The sequence below is a fragment of the Pseudomonas sp. SZ40 genome, from assembly GCF_052958135.1.
The window spans coordinates 1-16899 of sequence record NZ_JBQWIF010000002.1 but is presented as its reverse complement, the minus strand read 5'-3'; the positions used below and the strand labels follow the sequence as shown (position 1 = coordinate 16899).

The 16899-nt window shown below is 64.0% G+C and carries 17 protein-coding genes; 8 read left to right on the top strand and 9 right to left on the bottom strand.

What is annotated here, in order from left to right; genetic code table 11:
- Window positions 1-41 precede the first annotated feature (41 nt).
- Entirely contained in the window at window positions 42-599 is a 558-nt protein-coding gene (locus ACT9T4_RS02035) for a hypothetical protein (RefSeq protein ID WP_499115286.1), read from the top strand.
- 38 nt (window positions 600-637) lie between these two features.
- Complete coding sequence (locus ACT9T4_RS02030; RefSeq protein WP_231570145.1) at window positions 638-916, top strand: DUF7660 family protein; 279 nt, start codon at window positions 638-640, stop codon at window positions 914-916.
- A 175-nt stretch (window positions 917-1091) separates the two neighbouring features.
- Here ACT9T4_RS02030 and ACT9T4_RS02025 read toward each other — a convergent pair whose 3' ends face one another.
- From ACT9T4_RS02025 to ACT9T4_RS02015, 3 genes are read right to left on the bottom strand one after another with little or no spacing between them, the layout of a single operon-like run.
- Window positions 1092-2507 (bottom strand): efflux transporter outer membrane subunit, encoded by a 1416-nt coding sequence (locus tag ACT9T4_RS02025; protein WP_042553525.1) that lies wholly within the window; start codon window positions 2505-2507, stop codon window positions 1092-1094.
- Window positions 2508-2518: 11 nt separating this feature from the next.
- Complete coding sequence (locus tag ACT9T4_RS02020; RefSeq protein ID WP_499115283.1) at window positions 2519-4465, bottom strand: ABC transporter permease; 1947 nt, start codon at window positions 4463-4465, stop codon at window positions 2519-2521.
- Window positions 4459-5625, bottom strand: a complete 1167-nt coding sequence (locus tag ACT9T4_RS02015) for an efflux RND transporter periplasmic adaptor subunit (protein ID WP_042553527.1) — start codon at window positions 5623-5625, stop codon at window positions 4459-4461. The genes ACT9T4_RS02020 and ACT9T4_RS02015 overlap by 7 nt, the downstream gene beginning before the upstream one ends.
- Window positions 5626-6048: 423 nt before the next feature.
- Between ACT9T4_RS02015 and ACT9T4_RS02010 the strand changes: the two genes are divergently transcribed.
- The gene (locus tag ACT9T4_RS02010) at window positions 6049-7014 is read left to right on the top strand and encodes a hypothetical protein (protein WP_499115281.1); all 966 of its coding nucleotides are present in this window, start codon (window positions 6049-6051) and stop codon (window positions 7012-7014) included.
- Window positions 7015-7078: 64 nt separating this feature from the next.
- Window positions 7079-7726 carry an HAD family hydrolase gene (locus ACT9T4_RS02005; RefSeq protein ID WP_179539601.1) on the top strand — a complete coding sequence of 216 codons (648 nt, stop codon included), beginning with the start codon at window positions 7079-7081 and terminating at the stop codon, window positions 7724-7726.
- A gap of 3 nt (window positions 7727-7729) precedes the next feature.
- On the opposite strand, the gene ACT9T4_RS02000 is transcribed toward ACT9T4_RS02005, so the two are convergent.
- Both ACT9T4_RS02000 and ACT9T4_RS01995 read right to left on the bottom strand, forming a co-directional pair.
- Window positions 7730-7984, bottom strand: coding sequence for a DUF1161 domain-containing protein (locus tag ACT9T4_RS02000; RefSeq protein ID WP_042553530.1), 255 nt, complete (start codon window positions 7982-7984; stop codon window positions 7730-7732).
- A 135-nt stretch (window positions 7985-8119) separates the two neighbouring features.
- Window positions 8120-9196 carry an aminopeptidase gene (locus ACT9T4_RS01995; RefSeq protein WP_042553531.1) on the bottom strand — a complete coding sequence of 359 codons (1077 nt, stop codon included), beginning with the start codon at window positions 9194-9196 and terminating at the stop codon, window positions 8120-8122.
- Between the two features lie 105 nt (window positions 9197-9301).
- Here ACT9T4_RS01995 and ACT9T4_RS01990 point away from each other — a divergent pair, with 105 nt between their 5' ends.
- On the top strand, window positions 9302-9721 hold the full coding sequence (locus tag ACT9T4_RS01990) for a PA0061/PA0062 family lipoprotein (protein ID WP_042553532.1): 420 nt from the start codon (window positions 9302-9304) through the stop codon (window positions 9719-9721).
- 62 nt (window positions 9722-9783) lie between these two features.
- Here the strand turns inward: ACT9T4_RS01990 and ACT9T4_RS01985 are convergent, their stop codons facing one another.
- From ACT9T4_RS01985 to ACT9T4_RS01970, 4 genes are all read right to left on the bottom strand, one after another.
- Window positions 9784-10209, bottom strand: coding sequence for an OsmC family protein (locus ACT9T4_RS01985; RefSeq protein ID WP_042553533.1), 426 nt, complete (start codon window positions 10207-10209; stop codon window positions 9784-9786).
- Between the two features lie 90 nt (window positions 10210-10299).
- Window positions 10300-11295, bottom strand: a complete 996-nt coding sequence (locus ACT9T4_RS01980) for an LLM class flavin-dependent oxidoreductase (protein WP_042553534.1) — start codon at window positions 11293-11295, stop codon at window positions 10300-10302.
- A 160-nt stretch (window positions 11296-11455) separates the two neighbouring features.
- Window positions 11456-11677 carry a DUF1161 domain-containing protein gene (locus ACT9T4_RS01975; protein WP_042553535.1) on the bottom strand — a complete coding sequence of 74 codons (222 nt, stop codon included), beginning with the start codon at window positions 11675-11677 and terminating at the stop codon, window positions 11456-11458.
- 114 nt (window positions 11678-11791) lie between these two features.
- Window positions 11792-12007, bottom strand: a complete 216-nt coding sequence (locus ACT9T4_RS01970) for a dodecin (RefSeq protein ID WP_042553536.1) — start codon at window positions 12005-12007, stop codon at window positions 11792-11794.
- 276 nt (window positions 12008-12283) lie between these two features.
- On the opposite strand from ACT9T4_RS01970, the gene ACT9T4_RS01965 reads away from it, so the two are divergent.
- The 3 genes from ACT9T4_RS01965 to ACT9T4_RS01955 all read left to right on the top strand — a co-directional run bounded on the left by ACT9T4_RS01965 (window position 12284) and on the right by ACT9T4_RS01955 (window position 16497).
- Entirely contained in the window at window positions 12284-12799 is a 516-nt protein-coding gene (locus ACT9T4_RS01965; RefSeq protein ID WP_042553647.1) for a sigma-70 family RNA polymerase sigma factor, read from the top strand.
- On the top strand, window positions 12796-13755 hold the full coding sequence (locus ACT9T4_RS01960; RefSeq protein ID WP_499115276.1) for a FecR domain-containing protein: 960 nt from the start codon (window positions 12796-12798) through the stop codon (window positions 13753-13755). Before ACT9T4_RS01965 ends, ACT9T4_RS01960 begins: the two co-directional genes overlap by 4 nt.
- Before the next feature lie 258 nt (window positions 13756-14013).
- The gene (locus ACT9T4_RS01955; RefSeq protein WP_499115274.1) at window positions 14014-16497 is read left to right on the top strand and encodes a TonB-dependent siderophore receptor; all 2484 of its coding nucleotides are present in this window, start codon (window positions 14014-14016) and stop codon (window positions 16495-16497) included.
- The last annotated feature ends 402 nt before the right edge of the window (window positions 16498-16899 follow it).

The window sequence follows — 16899 nt, the reverse complement described above, 5'->3', positions numbered from 1 at the left end:
AACGACCGAAAATGGTCACAAACCAAAACGGACTTCATGACGTGACTCGCTTCCAGCGTATCCAGGCCAGCGCTCCCGCAGGCGTCGTGCTCCCCGATGCGCTGCGCCGGCTCTGCGACTATCTGGATGAAACCGATTACCCCATCAGCGGCTGCATGCGCCTCAGGCCCGACGACTACGGTGGCCTGCTCGCCTGGTTCGATGGCGACGCGACCATGGCGGCCCAGTTCGCCTGCTTCGGCGCCGGCCCGGACGGTTCACTGATCGCCTTCTGGCTGCTCGGCGACACCGACGCGCGGCAGGCACCGGTGGTTCATCTGGATTCGGAAGCGAGTAACAACCGGGTGCTGGCGAAGAACTTCGAGGACTTTCTGCTCCTGTTCGGCATCGGCTACGACGAGCTGGGCTTCGCCGACCTGAACCAGCCACCCGATGATCCAGGCTCGGCAGAAAATCTGCGCGCCTGGCTGCACGTCGAATTCGGCCTGACCTGTCCGGCAACGGGTGCCAGCATCGTCGAAGAGGCCAACCGGGCATGCCCCGACATTCAGCATGCCATCGATGCGTGGCTCAGGAATCGCTACGGCGAAGAGACTTGAGCGTTCATCGGCCAATACCGCTTGGGAAACGAGGGTCCATGCCGTCTATGAATCTGTACGCCCATTTACAAGCGGTCCATGACCAGGCCAGTTTTCTGGTGTTTGTCAGGGCTCTGCTGGCAGACCGACGCGCCGCCATTGAACTGGAGCAAGCAGGCCGAGAAAGTGACTGGGCCAACAGCAGTCTTGCAGACTTTCTAGAGAGCGCACTGGCATGGGCCGAAGATAGCGAGTTCGGTGATCGCCAGGACTTGGCTGGAGCGAACCCGTGGAAGCGTTTTGCCGTCTTTCTGTATTGCGGCAAGATTTACGAATGATGGACCGGGCGTAGCCGTGCTCTTGCTGCAGCCACCAGAAGCTTCGCGCTCGCAATCATCGAACACGGCGACCAGCTCGGCGAACGAGGCCTGCTCCAGCAACTGTGCGAAATCCCTCGGCAGTGTCTTGCCTTTACGCTTACCCAAGGTGGCGATCACCAGATCGAAATGTCCCTCATTGCCCACCATCGTGGCTTGGCGCAGCCCCTGACGATTCGGCTGGCTCCTCACGCCAGCCGCCGCCCAGCGCCCGTGCCAGATTGACGCTCGCCTGCAGCTGCAGCATGCGCAGTCGCGCCGCTTCGTCTTGCGCGCTGTAGAGGCTGCGTTGCGTATCGAGCAGTGTAAGCAGGGTTTCAGCGCCTGCACGGTAGCGGGACTCGGCGAGGCGGAAGGCACGCTCGGCCTGCCGCAGCACTTCATCCTGAGCCTGCTGCTGCGCAGCGCTGCCGCTCAGGCCATTGAGGGCCACCTCGACCTCGGCGAAGGCGTTGATCAGCGCACCGCGATAGGCGGCCAGCAGCTCCTCACGTTGCGCCATGGCCAGATCACGGTCGGCGCGCAGGCTGCCCGCGTCGAAGATCGGTGCGCTCAGTGCTGCGCCGAGGGAGTACAGCGGATTGGCGAACAGCCTCGATGCGCTGTCGGCACTGCCACCAAGCGTGGCCCTCAGGCTGAGGCGCGGCAGGAGTGCGGCACGCGCGGCCTGCAGATTGGCATCGGCAGCCGCCAGGTTGGCTTCGGCACGAGCCAGATCCGGACGGGCCAGCAGCAGTTCGCTGGGAATGCCGGCGCCGATATCGGGCGCGGGCAGTTCGAACAGGCGTGCCTGGCTGGCCGGAAGCTGATCCACTCGCCCGCCAAGCAGGACGGCCAAGGTTGCCAGGCCGTCTTCACGTTGCTGGGTGACGGCTGCCAGCTCGCGCCGCTGCAGCGCCACCACGCCACGCTGCTGAGCCAGCTCCAGCGACGTCGCCGCACCGGCGCTCTGCCGCGCCTCGACGGTACCCAGCACGCGCTCGGCGTTCTCCAGGTTGAGGCGAGCGATACGCTGGCGCTCCTGCAGGCCAACCGTGTCCAGCCAGGCCGAGGCCACTGCGGCGCTCAGGGAGACCTGCAGGGCATCGCGGTCGAACTGGCTGGCATCGCGGGCAAAAGCAGCACGGTCGCGGCTGGCGCGCAGGCGCCCCCAGAGGTCGACTTCATAACTGGCGGCAAGATTGCCGCTGTAGGCATTGCCATCGACATGCGCATTGCCGCCGAGCCGCGCCTGGCGGTCGGCGGCAAGATTGCCGTCGAGGCGCGGCGACAGTTCGGCACCTGCACGCCGCGCGCTTGCAGCGGCCTGGCGCAGACGCGCCATGGCGGCGGCCAGATTCTGGTTGTCGCGCAGGGCCCGCACCATCAAGTCGTCGAGCTCGCTGCTGGCGAAAGCTCGCCACCATTGGTTACTGGGCGCCGGCGTACTTCCGGCAGCGGCGTTGCGCCAATGTTCGGGGGCTGCGGGCAGGTCTGCCGGCGCATCGGCTGTCTGGGTGCAACCGCCCAGCAGCAGCGCGGCCAGCAGGCCGGAGATCAGATAAGGCGTCATCGATAATCCTGTCATTGCACGGCCAACGCGACGACCGGGTCGAGCTGCGCCGCGGTCTTCGCCGGCAGGTAGCCGAACACCAGGCCGGTGCCTACCGAGCAGGCGAATGCCAGCAGCATGGCCGACAGCGAGAACACCAGCGGCACGTTCCAGGCGATCAGCAGCGCACCGAACAGCAACCCGGTGACCACCCCGACGCTGCCACCGACCAGCGTCACCAGCACCGATTCGGTGAGAAACTGGCGCAGGATGTCGCGCTGCCGGGCGCCGGTGGCCATGCGAATGCCGATCTCGCGGGTGCGCTCGCGTACCGTCATGAGCATCACGTTCATCACGCCGATACCGCCGACCAGCAGCGACACCGCGGCGATCAGGCCGAGCATCAGGGTCATGCTCTGCCGCGTCTTGGCCTCGGCCTGCAACTTGGCGGCCGAGTTGTAGATGCGAAAATCCTGACGACCATGGCGCTGCAGCATCAGTGCTTCGAGCGCGGCCTGAGCCTGGGCAACCAGGTCGCTGCGCTTCACTTCGATGGCCGCGTAGCTCTCGTCACGCAGCTTGGGGAACACCCGCACCACACCGGTGCTGTGCGGCACCAGCACCTGCTCGTCGGGGTAGTTGCCACCCGCTTCGCTGCCCTTCTCGCTCATCACCCCGATGACCTCGAACGGTGAGCTGTTGATCAGGATGATCGTGCCGAGCGGATCGCTGCCATCCGCAAACACGCTGGTGTAGACCTCGTGCCCGAGCACGGCCACGGGGGCGATCTCGCGGTTCTCCGCGGCGCTGAAGAAGCGCCCGCGCGCCACCGGCCAGCGGTGAATGTGCGGCAGGTTCTCGCCAACGCCGAGCACTTCGGTCTGCAGCGCCTGCTGGCCGTGACGGATCAGAGCCGGATCACGCAGCACCGGCATTACCCGGGCGACCTCGCGCAGTTTGCCAATGGCCTCGAAATCACCCTCGGTGAGCACCCCGATGGGGCCGCCGGTACGTGGCACGTCGCTGGACACGTACATCATGTTGGCGCCCATCACGCCCATTTCGGCGACCACTTTCTGCCGGGCCCCTTCACCGACTGCGAGCATGACGATCACCGAGGCCACGCCAATGACGATGCCCAGCAGGGTCAGCGCGGTACGGAACCGGTGGATCAGCAGCACGCGCCAGGCACCGCGCATCATCTCCCCCAGTTCGCTGAAGAAGGAGGCGCCGCTGTCACGCCCGGCCTGACGCATGTCCGGTGCCGGCAGCGCGTTGCTCGGTAGGGTGGCACCGCTATCGCTGATGATTGCTCCATCACGGATCTCGATCACCCGCCGCGCCTGAGCAGCGACGTCGCGGTCGTGGGTGATCAGGATGATGGTGTGCCCGGCGTCTGCCAGCTCGTGCAGCAGCGCCATCACCTCCTCGCCGCTGCGGCTGTCCAGCGCGCCAGTGGGTTCGTCGGCGAGGATGATGCGTCCACCATTCATCAGTGCCCGGGCAATCGATACGCGTTGCTGCTGGCCACCGGACAACTGCCCCGGTCGATGTTCCAGGCGCTCGTCCAGCCCCAGCCTGCGCAATAATGCAGACGCCCGCTCGCGGCGCTGCTCGGCCGGCATGCCGGCGTAGATGGCCGGCACCTCGACGTTCTCCCGCGCGGACTCGGTGGCGATCAGGTGATAGCCCTGGAACACGAAACCGAACGCCTCGCGCCGCAGCCAGGCCAGCTGATCGCCATCGAAAGCCGCCACATCCTCACCGGCGAAGCGGTAACTACCGGCACTGGGGCGGTCCAGGCAGCCGAGCATGTTCATTAGCGTCGACTTGCCGGAGCCGGACGTGCCAACGATGGCGACGAACTCACCCGCCTGGATCGACAGGCTGATACCGCGCAGCACATCGACGGCTGGCGCACCGTTCTCCCCGCCGTAGGTGCGTCTGATGCCTTGCAGCTCGATCAGTGGAACTACCACTGGAACCTCGACATACCCGACTCGGCCGGGGCATCGCCCGTGACCAGGCGCTCGCCCTCCTGCAGACCCTCGAGGATTTCCGCTACCTGACGATCCCGTGCGCCGACCTTCACCGTGCGCAGCTCGGCCTGGCCCTTGGCAAGAATGCGCACCTGATAATGACCCGGCTTGCCCTGCAAGGCGTCCAGCGGAGCGGTGAGCACACCCTTGGCCGAGGCCGTGACGAATACCACCTGCGCGGTCATCTGTGGCATCAGCTCGCCGTCGTTGTTATCGATCTCGAACAGCACGGTGTACTGCACCACCTTTTCCGGTTCGGCGGCGGCACTGCTCGCCTCGCCCTGCCCGGTAGGGGTGACCGGGGGCGCGGGCAGTACCTGGCGCACCGTGCTGTGCCAGCGCCGCTCGTCACCGCCGAGGGTGGTGAAGTACAGCGGCAGGCCCGCCTTGACCCGACGGATATCGGCCTCGGAGACACGTGTCCAGCCGGTCATGCTGCGCAGGTCGGCGATGCGCATCACCGTCGGCGTCTGGTAGGTGGCGTTGAGGGTCTGCCCCGCCTTCACATCGACGCCCAGCACCGAGCCGGCAATGGGCGCGTAGATGCGTGTGTAGCTCAGTTGCGCCTCGTTGCGCTTGAGCAGTGCCTGGCTTTCGGCGATCTTCGCACGCAGGTTGTCGAGGCGCGCCCTGGCCGATTTGTAGCCTGCAGCGGCGGCCTGCACATCCTCTTCGCGGGTGGCGTCGAGCCTGGCCAGCTGGGTTTGCCGCTCATGCTGCTGACGAGCCAGCAGCAACTGCGCCTGCTGTTCCTCCAGCTGCGCGCGCAATCCCTGCAGAGCCGCGCGGTCGGCTTCGACCGTGGCCTCGTGCAGGCTGGCATCGATCTCGGCGAGCAACTGGCCCTTTTCCACCTGATCACCCGGTTCCACATGCAAACGCATGATCTGCCCGGACACCTGGGCGCCGACATCCACCGAGTGGCGCGGCTGCAGGGTGCCGATGGCGACCACCGTGGCTTCCACGTCGCCTCGGCCAACCACAGCGGTTTCATAGGCAGGCGTCGGCTCGCCGTTGAACCAGGCCACAGCGATGACCGGCACGAGCGCGACCGCGCCGAGCAGCCAACGCCGGCGAATGGAAAAAGGGAAAAACGTCATGACGGGCCCGACCTCTGCCTGAGCATCCAATAACCATCCCCGCCGTCGACCGGACCTGCGCTCGCACTCAGGCGAACGAAGGCAGCGCGACGCGCCACGGTGAGGTGCAAGGTGAAAGACGCAATGCGCCCGTGCAGGCGCCGTGCAACTCGTGGAGAGCGAGAAATATCCGGCTCTTACCACCCAAGACGGATGAGCCCGGGAAAACCCGGCGCCCCCAAGCGAAACAAATGAAACAAAATGTTTCACAACTGAAAATCCAGCTGCAGTAACAGGTTTCGCATCGGGAAAATGCAGCCCACGCCCCGTGCGACTACCTCATGGCCGCTCTTGTCTGGCGAACGGTAGAACCATCACAGCAACGCACGCTGCGCCGGTATATCCTGCCCGCATTGAAAGATCTGCCCGGAAAGGAATCGCCCCATGCACAGCAACCCTTACGCCATCGCTCAGGTCGACCCCAGCCCCGCGAGCGAGGCTCGACAGCCATCCGGGCTGCCCATACGCCTGTTGATCACGGCGATGCTCTGCTGTGCAGCGGGCCAGGTGATTTCCTGGGTCATCATGTGGCTGACTCTGGAGCCCGAATACCTGCAAGCCTATCTGGACGATCTGTGGCAGCTGGCGACCTACTGGCTCGGCGCGCTGGCAATCGACGGCTGCAGTGCGCTGCTGCTGACCCGCTATTACCTGCAGCGCCACGACCTGGTCAACGTCACCCGCCCGGGTCGTCTCATCGCGCTCTTCGCTGGCTTCTACTTCGTGGCCTTCGTCCTGGTCGGCCTGTTCTTCAGGCTGCTGGTGACTCCGTGGATTGCATGGATCTACGAAGGCGACCACGGGGTATCCCCCACTCTGCTGCTGCAACCGTTGAACCTCGTTTCCTTCGTACTGGCGACGTTGTTGCCACTCTGGCTGAGCCTGCACCTGATGCGCCGTACGGGCCAGGTCGAAAGCGGGCTCGGCCTGGTCAGCCGCGGCGAGACTGCGCTGGCCTTCGGCCTGCTGTTCTGCGTGATCTACATGAAACTGCTCGCGCTGCTGCCGATCGGCGTCATCAACCCCTACGGCATGGAGTGGCTGCAGGCGGTCAGCAGTGCTTCCGGACTCTTGTACGGGCTGATCGCCCTGCTCGCCGCCCGCGGCGCGCTACCGCCACAGTTGCCGCGCCTGGCCGTCGGTCGTCTGCTGGCAAGCGTGCTGCTGTGCATGGGGATCTGGTTGGTCGTGGCGACCGTGCTGTGCGTCGTGCTGCTGGTGGCTCTGTATGCCGGCTCGGAGTTCGTGGCCGTGGCGCTGGTGCTGCTGTTCGGGCTTGTGCTGCTGGCGCTGCTCTGGCCACTGACGCGCCTGAGCCTGCGCTGGGTCTATCGGCCGACGTCGGCCTGAGTTGCTTGAGCGGCTTGCGGTGCGGGACAATCCGCGCCGATTCAGGCCAGCGGATATCCATACCATGCAGCAGCGCACCGTTCTCTTCGACCTCGACGGCACCCTCACCGACCCGCGTGAAGGCATCACCCGCTCGGTACAATATGCGCTGTCGAAACTGGACATCCATGAGCCCGATCTGGTCGCGCTGGAACACTTCATCGGCCCACCGCTGCTGCAATGTTTCATGCACACCTACAGCCTCAGCGAGGCCCGCGCCAGGGAGGCGGTGAACCATTACCGGGTGCGCTTTCGCGAAGTCGGGCTCTACGAGAACGAGCTGTTCGAGGGTGTCATCGAGCTACTGCAGCTGCTGCGCGAGCAGGGGCGCACGCTGTACATCGCCACCAGCAAACCCACGGTGTTCGCCACGGAGATCGCCCGCCACTTCGATTTCGCCCGCTACTTCAAGACCATCTATGGCAGCGAGCTGGATGGCACGCGCACCCACAAGGTGGAACTGATCGCCTACCTGCTCGAGCAGGAAGGCCTCGACCCAGCCGATACGCTGATGATTGGCGACCGCAAGCATGACCTGATCGGTGCCCACAGCAACGGCTTGAACGCCGTGGCGGTCGGTTACGGCTTCGGCAGCCTGGAAGAGTTGAGCGGCGAACGGCCTGCCCATCACTTCCAGACGCTGGCGCAGTTGCACCAGGCCTTCGCCGACTGAGCGCTACATCATTCTCGAACCGCTCAGGTCATTGCGCTGGTAGATCACCTTGCGAGTACCGTTGTCGCACGTGCCGATCACCATGCTGTCGTCCTCGACTTCCTCGTTCGAGACGATCTCCAGCGTGTAGCTGGCCACGCCCGCAGCCTGGATCTTCACTTCGATCTCCTGCCTGAGCTCCTCGCACGACTTGGGCGCGGCCCAGGCATTGCTGCCCACCAGGCCAAGCACCAGCATCACTGCCGTCCATCCTTTCATCACGACCTTCCTCTGCGTGTAATCGATTAGGGGGTGTCTATCCGTGGCGTAGAGGGCACGGGAATGCCGCGAACCCTCCGGCGAGCGCAGCCATGCCTCGTGACGAAGCAGGCTGCGCTGAAACGTCAACAGACCCTAGTCTCGGACAGCGTCCAGCGCTTGCAGTTGTATAAGCCGTTGCGCATCGGGCAAAGCACCCAGTTCGGCCACCCGACGATAGAAAGTTGGCCAGTCGCCCTGCGCCTCGCGGAACAGTCTGTCGAAGGCCGTCACCCAGCGGTCGTAGAGCCCGAAGGGCAGCAGCTTGGCATTGTTCAGCGGCCCGTTGATCCAGCCATCGTAATAGCCGACCCCCTTCCATTGCGTGGCCCGCAACTGCCGATACTCGCCGCGCAGACGGTCGAACTCGGCCTGCTTGCCGGCACGCATCGCCTCGCTATCGAGGTCGCTGGCGTAGAGGGTTTCCAGGCGCGCGCGGCTGGCCAGTACCAGCTCGCTGAACTGCTCGCGCGGCCGGATCGGCAACGCCTTCAGCGCCGGCAGCCCCCTTGCGGCACGCCATTGGCGCAAGCCTTCCTGCTCGACGAAGGTGGCGTAGGACTCATTGAAGGCGGTGTCGCCAGCCAGGTAGTACTGCTGGTGCGCCAGCTCGTGGAAGATCACCGCGACCAGACGCTCATCGCTCCAGCGCAACATGGTGTTGAGGATCGGATCGTCGAACCAGCCCAGGGTCGAGTAGGCCTCCACCCCGCCCAGGTAGGTGTCCAATCCCTGCCCATCGAGCAGCGCAGCCGCACCGCGAGCACGGCTTTGCTCATAAAAGCCGCGGTAGGCCACGCAGCCCGCGATCGGAAAACAGTGCAGTTGCGGCTGCAGGGAAAACTCTGGGGTGGCGAACAGGTTCCACACCACGAACGGTCGCTGCAGGTCGGCATACAGGCGATAGCTGCGATTGTCCGGCAGCCCCAGGTGCCCGCTGGCGAAGCTGCGCGCCTCCTGGGACAAGGCCAGGCGCTGGCGCAGTTGCGGCTCGGTCGAGGGATCGTCGATCAGCGCCTGCACCGGTTGCCGTGCATGCAGCAACTGCAGTTGCCCACGGGCCAGCTGGCCGTAGTAGTCGACCGTACTGCAGCCCGTGAGCAGCAGCGCGAACAGGGGAACCGCCATACGGCGCGGCAGGTCGACAAGGAAGGAGGTGCAGTGCTCGAGCATGGCCGTCGTCATGTGAAGGTAAGCGCTTCATCCTACCGCGAAGTCGCGGCGGCTTTTGCGCGATACTGCAGCATACTCAGTCCGCGCCCCATCGGAGACACCACCATGCGCCAGCCTCTCTTGCTCGCCAGCCTGCTGTTGCTGGGTGCCTGCGCCTCGCCGTTGCCTGCCGCCGATCCGAACATGGCCTGGGTCGATCTGGAGGGTGAAGGTATCGACCTGCTGATGGCCGAGCGCCTGGATCGCCAACGCGTCGATGACGGACGCTATTTTCAGGTCACGCCGGGTGCTCACGAGCTGGAGATGCGCTTTCGCTTCGAAGTCAGTGGTGGGGGCGGCACGAACATGATGTCTGAGCCCCAGCAACTGACCTGCGATATCCGCATTCGCTATGACGACTTCAAAGCCGGTCAGCGCTACCGTGTCGAAGCGCGCTCGATAGTCATGCGTGGCCAGGCGATTCTCTATGATGCCGAGCGCAACGTGCTGGCACGCGGCAAGAATCTGCGTTGCGGGAGTTTCTGATCGCAAGCGGCTTCAGCCGCGACGGGCGTCGCAGCTGAAGTGCAGAGGAGCGTGGAAGCCGATCAGGCCTCCAGCACCACTTCCAGGGTGATTTCCGCGTTGAGCACCTTGGAGACCGGGCAGCCGGTCTTGGCGGTTTCGACCGCTTTCTCGAATGCCGCACGGTCGGCACCCGGCACCTTGGCCTTCAGCGACAGGTGCACAGCGGTGATGGCGAAGCCGCCATCCTGCTTGTCGAGGGTCACTTCGGCCTTGGTATCGATGCTCTCGGCAGTCATGCCCGCTTCACCCAGCTCCTTGGACAGCGCCATGGAGAAGCAGCCGGCATGTGCAGCGCCGATCAGCTCTTCCGGGTTGGTGCCGGGCTTGTCTTCGAAACGGGTATTGAAACCGTAGGGCTGCTCGGAAAGCACACCGCTCTGGGTGGAAATGGTGCCCTTGCCGTCTTTGATGCCGCCCTGCCAATGGGCCGATGCTGTCTTCTTCATCTCTATGCTCCTGTTGATGAGGGGTACAGAGTTCAGAGAGGCGGCAGCCTGGCAAGTTCGAGTTTTTTGCCCCCGCGATCGATCAAGCGATCAGCGCAGCCCGGCGAGAATATCGAAGGCGTGCAGACGATCGGCGAAGTCGTAGTGGTCGCAGGTGAAGATCAGCTCGTCGGCCTGGGTCTGCTCCAGCAACACCTCCAGCCGCGCACGGATCTTCTGCGGGCCGCCAATTACCGCCATGCCCAGGAAGCTGCCGACCGCATCGCGCTCGTGGGGCAGCCACAGACCCTCCATCGATTCCACCGGCGGCCGCTGCACCAGGCTCTGCCCGCGAATCAACGAGAGAATGCGCTGATAGGCGGACGTGGCCAGGTGCTGAGCCTGTTCGTCGGTATCGGCCGCCATCAACGGCACGCCGAGCATCACGTAGGGTTTATCGAGGGTTTCGGATGGTTTGAAGGCATTGCGGTAAACGCGAATGGCCTCGTGCACGTAACGGGGCGCGAAGTGCGAGGCGAAGGCGTAAGGCAAACCGCGCTCACCGGCCAGCTGCGCACTGAACAGGCTGGAGCCGAGCAGCCAGATCGGTACGTTGGTGCCGGTACCCGGTACGGCGAGGACGCGTTGATCCGGCGTACGTGGGCCCAGGTAACGCTGCAGCTCGGCAACGTCCTGAGGAAAATCGTCGGCACTTCCGGAGCGCTCGCGGCGCAGGGCCTGAGCGGTGAACTGGTCGGCGCCCGGCGCACGCCCAAGGCCCAGTTCGATGCGCCCCGGATACAGGGTCGCCAGAGTACCGAACTGTTCGGCGATCACCAGCGGCGCGTGGTTGGGCAGCATCACCCCACCGGAGCCCAGGCGGATACGCGAGGTTCCGGCAGCCAGATAGCCGAGCAGTACAGCAGTCGCGGAGCTGGCGATACCGTCCATGTTGTGGTGTTCAGCGACCCAGAAACGCTTGAAATCCAGCGATTCGACGTGCCTGGCCAGCCCCAGAGAGTTGTGCAGCGCCTGCTCTGGGCTGCCGGTATCGCGGATCGGCGCCAGGTCGAGAACGGAGAAGGGAAGTTTCGCGAGTGCAGTCATGAGAAAAAACCTTGGCTGTGGATAAAGCCAGGGCTTTATCCGAGTAAAAAAGTAGGTCTTATCCTACGCCTACAGCTGGGCGGAGACCACCTCATGGCAAATTGCAGGCAGTAAAAAGCCGGCGTCGCAGAGGCTGCGAGCCGGCTTTCGACCATCGCCATCAGTTGCGCTGGTAGACGATATCCTTGGTGCCGCCACCGCAGCTGCCGACCACTTGACGGTCAGTCACGCTGCCTTTGTCGACGACTTCCAGCGTGTAGGACGCTACACCGTTGGCCTGGATCTTCGCATCGATCTCGCCCTTCAGCTCTTCGCAATCCTTGGCCGCGAAAGCCGAACCGGCAAGGGCCATCAAACCTGCTGCAAACAACACTTTTCTCATCACAAACGCTCCCTCGTTACCAATGAACTAGTCCGGGCGCCCAAAAGTGGCCCGCTTCAATAAAGCCGCAAATTTACCGTCATGACAAGTAAACGCAGCTACGGATGCCCGTGGTCAGCTGTTGGCGACGCGGAAGCCGACCTTCAGGGTGACCTGATAATGGGCCACCGCGCCATCGGCGATGTGACCACGGGTTTCAGTGATTTCGAACCACTCCAGGTGACGAATGCTCTTGCTGGCTTCGGCCAGTGCATTGCTGATCGCATCTTCGATGCTGGTCGAGGACGAGCCAACCAGCTCGACCTTCTTGTAGGTGTGATGATCCGACATATCCGCCTCCAGGGCTGGTAGATGAAAGTGGGCTGAGTGCCCTTAATCAATCAGTCCTCGGAGTACGCAGCTAAGTTCAGGTTTTCGATTGTCATGCCGCGAGCGATCGGCTTCCTGCTTGGTTTCTGTCAAACACAATGAAAAAGATGGTCGCGCCCAAGCCGCAGTAGAATTCATGGTCAGCCATTTATGTTCAACCCTGTTCCCAAAGACGAGAAGCCCTCCTACAATCGCGATCAATTCTTATCCGCACTGGCGCACGCCAAGGGAGTTTCGGTGTCCAGCGCTCCGCCCCCATCAACGCTGCAAAGCGTCGATACGCTCTACCGCGATCATCACGGCTGGCTGCATGGCTGGCTGCGCAAGCGCCTGGGCGACCGCGAACAGGCGGCGGATATCGCTCAGGACACCTTCCTGCGCCTGCTGCTCAGCGGCCGTTTGCCGAGCATCGACGAAGGCCGCAGCTACCTGACCCAGATCGCACGCAATCTGATCATCGACCAGTGGCGCCGGCAGCGAATCGAGCGGGCCTACCTCGAGAGCATCGCTCACCTTGCAGAACCCGAGTCGCCGTCACTGGAGACCCGCGCCATGGTCATCGAAACCCTGCTGCAGATCGATGCGATGCTCGACGCCATGCCCACCAAGGTACGCGAAGCCTTCCTGCTGTCGCAGTTCGAAGGCCTGACTTATCCACAGATCGCGGAACGCCTGCAGGTCAGCGTCAGCTCGGTGCAGAAGTACATGCTGCGCGCCATCTCGGCCTGCTATCAGGTACTGTACGCAGAATGAAGCGCGCCAGCGATGAACCCATCCCGCCGGCCATCGTCGAACAGGCCAGCCACTGGCTGATGCTGCACTGGGGCGGCGCACTGGATGCCGAGCAACGCCAGCGTTTCGCAGACTGGCAGGCCCGCGACCCCGAACACCAGCGCGCCTGGCAACGCCTGGAGCGCTTGCAGGGTACCCTGGCTGGCGTTCCCGCCCACACCGCCAGCGCCGTGCTGCGCGAGCAGCCTGACGCACGTCGTCGGCAGACCCTCAAGATGCTCGGCCTGGCGCTGCTGGCGGGCGGCAGCGGATACCTGGCCCAGTCGCAGCTACCTTGGCGCGAAGCCATGGCAGACCTGCGCAGCGGCACCGGCGAACGCTTGCAGCGCACCCTCGCCGATGGCAGCCGGCTGGCGCTGAACAGCGACAGCGCGGTGAATGTTCGCTTTAGCGAAACGGAACGACGCATCCGGCTGCTCAAGGGCGAACTGCTGCTGGAGAGTGGCCATGATGCCGCTCGCCGCCCGCTGATCGTCGAGACCGCCGCCGGTGAAATCCAGGCCCTCGGCACGCGCTTCTCGGTGTATGAGATCGACGGCGGCAGCCGCGTCGAACTCTACGAAGGCGAGCTGGAGCTGCGGCCGCGCAATGCCCCGCCCTCACGCCTGCGGGCTGGCCAGCAACGCTGGTTCAGCGCCGAGCGGACCACGGCCATCGGCCAGGCAGACCGCAATGCCATCGCCTGGAACGAGGGCCGGCTGATCGCCGAACGCATGCCGCTGGGCCAGTTCCTCAATGAACTGGCACGTCACCGCCCCGGCGTACTGCGCTGCGACCCGGCCATCGCCGAGCTGCCGCTGACCGGCGTATTTCCGCTGGCCGACACTGACCGCGTACTCGCCGCCTTGCAGCAATCGCTGCCGGTGGACGTGCAACGCGTCACCCGCTACTGGGTCACCGTGCGGCCGAGAGGCTGACCGCTGATCGTTCCTCACGCTCCGCGTGGGAATGCCACGTGTGGCGCTCCGCGCCTCGAACTATTGGCGACTGCTGAACCTGACGGACGCGGAGCGTCCTGACATGCGTTCCCACGCAGAGCGTGGGAACGATCAAACTGACTGACGTGCATTTCAGAGCAATCAGCAAATAATTTGCAAAACCCATTGTCGGTTTCACACGCTCGCTCGGGATACCTCTTGAACCCAATGAAGACGCATTCTCAGAGGATATCCAGAATGCCGTACCTGCCTGCATCCCACCGCTCGACACTGAGCCTGTCGATCACCCGAGTCCTGCTCACCGGCCTGCTGGCCACCAGCCCCTTGCTGATCGCGACCAGCGCACAGGCGCAATCGGCCGCCACCGAACAGACCCGCGCCTATGCCATCCCCGCGGGGGATCTAGACCAGGCGCTGAATCGCTTCGCCAGCGAAGCCGACATTCTGCTTTCGGTGGATTCGCGGCTTACCACGGGCAAACGCAGTCCCGGGCTCGACGGCAGCTATTCGGTGGACGCAGGCCTGGCCCGCTTGCTGGCCGGTACCGGTTTGCGGCCGCTCAAGGCCGGAGACGACTATGCACTGGAAGCGTCGCAGGAAGGCGATGGTTCACTGCAGTTGGGCGCAACCAGCATCAACGCCAGCGGTCTGGGCGAAACAACCGAGGGCAGCGGCTCCTACACCACGGGTGCGGTAACCATCGGCAAGGGGCAGCACTCGCTGCGGGAAACGCCGCAATCGGTCACGGTGATAACCCGCAAGATGCTCGACGACCAGAACCTCAACACCATCGAACAGGTCATGGAAAAGACTCCGGGCATCACCGTGTACGACTCGCCCATGGGCGGCAAGTACTTCTACTCCCGCGGCTTCCGCATGACCGGACAGTACCAGTACGACGGCGTGCCGCTGGATATTGGCAGCAGCTACGCACAGGCCGACAGTTTTGCCAGCGACATGGCCATTTATGACCGGGTCGAAGTACTTCGCGGTGCGGCAGGCATGATGAAAGGCGCTGGCGGTACAGCGGGAGGCGTCAATTTCGTGCGCAAGCGCGGCCAGTACACGCCACATACCCAACTGTCTCTCGCTGCGGGCACCTGGGACAACTACCGCGCCCAGGTCGACACCGGAGGCCCGCTCAATGAAACCGGCACCATCCGCGGGCGGGCCGTGGCAACCCAGCAAAGCCGCCATTACTTCTATGACGTTGCCGAGCGCCGGGATCAGATCTACTACGGTGCCGTGGATTTCGACCTGAGTGCCGATACCACGTTCGGCCTGGGCCTCGCCTATGAAGACCTCGATGCGACACCCTGCTGGGCCGGCGTGCCGCGCTACGCCGATGGCAAAGACCTGAAGCTAAGCCGCTCCACCTGCCAGAATCCTTCCTGGAACAACCAGCGCAGCAAACGCACCACGCTGTTCGGTGATCTGAAGCACCCGCTCAATGACAACTGGGCGCTGAAGGTGGCGGGCGTCTGGTCGCGAAACACCCAGGAGATGGAGTACGCCTTTCCTAGCGGCTCGGTTCCGGTTGGCGCCAGCAGTTCCAGCACCTTGGTACTTGGCAGCATCTATGACTACGACCAGGTGGACTACGGCCTCGACGCCTACGTGGATGGCAAGTTCGACGCCTTTGGCCAGCAGCACGAGCTGATCGTTGGCGCCAACACCAGTCGCTCCCACAAGGACGACTTCTTCGCAGTGGCGGCACTGCCGCAGCGTCAGAACGTGCTCGATCCTGACCATCATCTACCGCAACCGGACGAGAGCTACTACCTGGCCAATGCCTCGCGCGGCGGCCCGCTGGACATCCGCATCAAGCAGTACGGCGTCTACTCCACCGCGCGCCTGAAACTGGCCGAGCCGCTGACATTCGTAGTCGGCAGCCGCGTCAGCTGGTACAAATCCGAAACCGACTCCGTCGCCTACTTTCGCGGCGTCGGCACCCCGCGCAATTCCGAGACCACCGAAACCGGACAGGTCACGCCCTTCGCCGGCCTGCTGCTCGACCTCAACGACAACCTGACGGCCTACGCCAGCTATACCGACATCTTCACGCCCCAGGGCAACCTCAGGACCATCGATGGCAGTACCCTGAAACCACTGATCGGCACTAGCTATGAGCTGGGCATCAAGGGCGAGTGGTTCGAGGGCCGTTTGAACAGCTCCTTCAACCTGTTCCGCACCCTTCAGGAGGATGCGGCCCAGACCGATCCGAACTGCGCCGACGGCAGCTGTTCGCAGAACTCCGGCAAGGTGCGCGCCCAGGGCTTCGAGGCGGAGCTGAGCGGTGAAGTCATCGACCGCCTGCAACTGCTGGCCGGTTATACCTACACCCAGACCAAGGTGCTGGAGGATGCCAACCCCAACCAGAACGGTGTGTCGTACAACTCGTACGTGCCGCGGCACCTGCTGCGCGTCTGGGGTGATTACAGCCTCAGCGGCCCTCTGGAGCGCTTCACGGTCGGCGCCGGTTTCAACGCCCAGAGCGACAACTACCGCACCTCGCCGATCAGCGGCAACAACATCTCCCAGGCGGGCTACACCGTGTGGAACGGCCGCATCGGCTACCGCGTCGATGACACCTGGTCACTGGCCCTCAACGGCAACAACCTTTTCGACAAGCGCTACTACGCCACCGTGGGCACCGAAGGTTTCGGCAACTTCTACGGCGAACCGCGCAACTTCATGCTGTCGGTAAAAGCGGACTTCTAGGTCGGTTGATTGATCGTTGCCACGCTCCGCGTGGGGAACGCATCTCCGGGCGCTCTGCGGCCATTCGGCTCGGCCAAGTGCATAACGCAGAGCGTGGGTATCATCAGGTGTCGGCCAAGTACAGCTTCTAAGCAGGGTCGCCCCTGCACCCTTATCTGTGGGAGTGCGCCATGCGCACGAATCGCGGGCATGGCCCGCTCCCACGACGCGAGCTGCCGCTCAGTTTCGGCCACAGTACGATTTATAAACCTGGGTCGCCCCTGCACCGATACCTGTGGGAGTGCGCCATGCGCACGAATCGCGGGCATGGCCCGCTCCTACGGTTCGAGCTGCCGCTCAGTTTCGGCCACAGTACGATTTATAAACCTGGGTCGCCCCTGCACCGATACCTGTGGGAGTGCG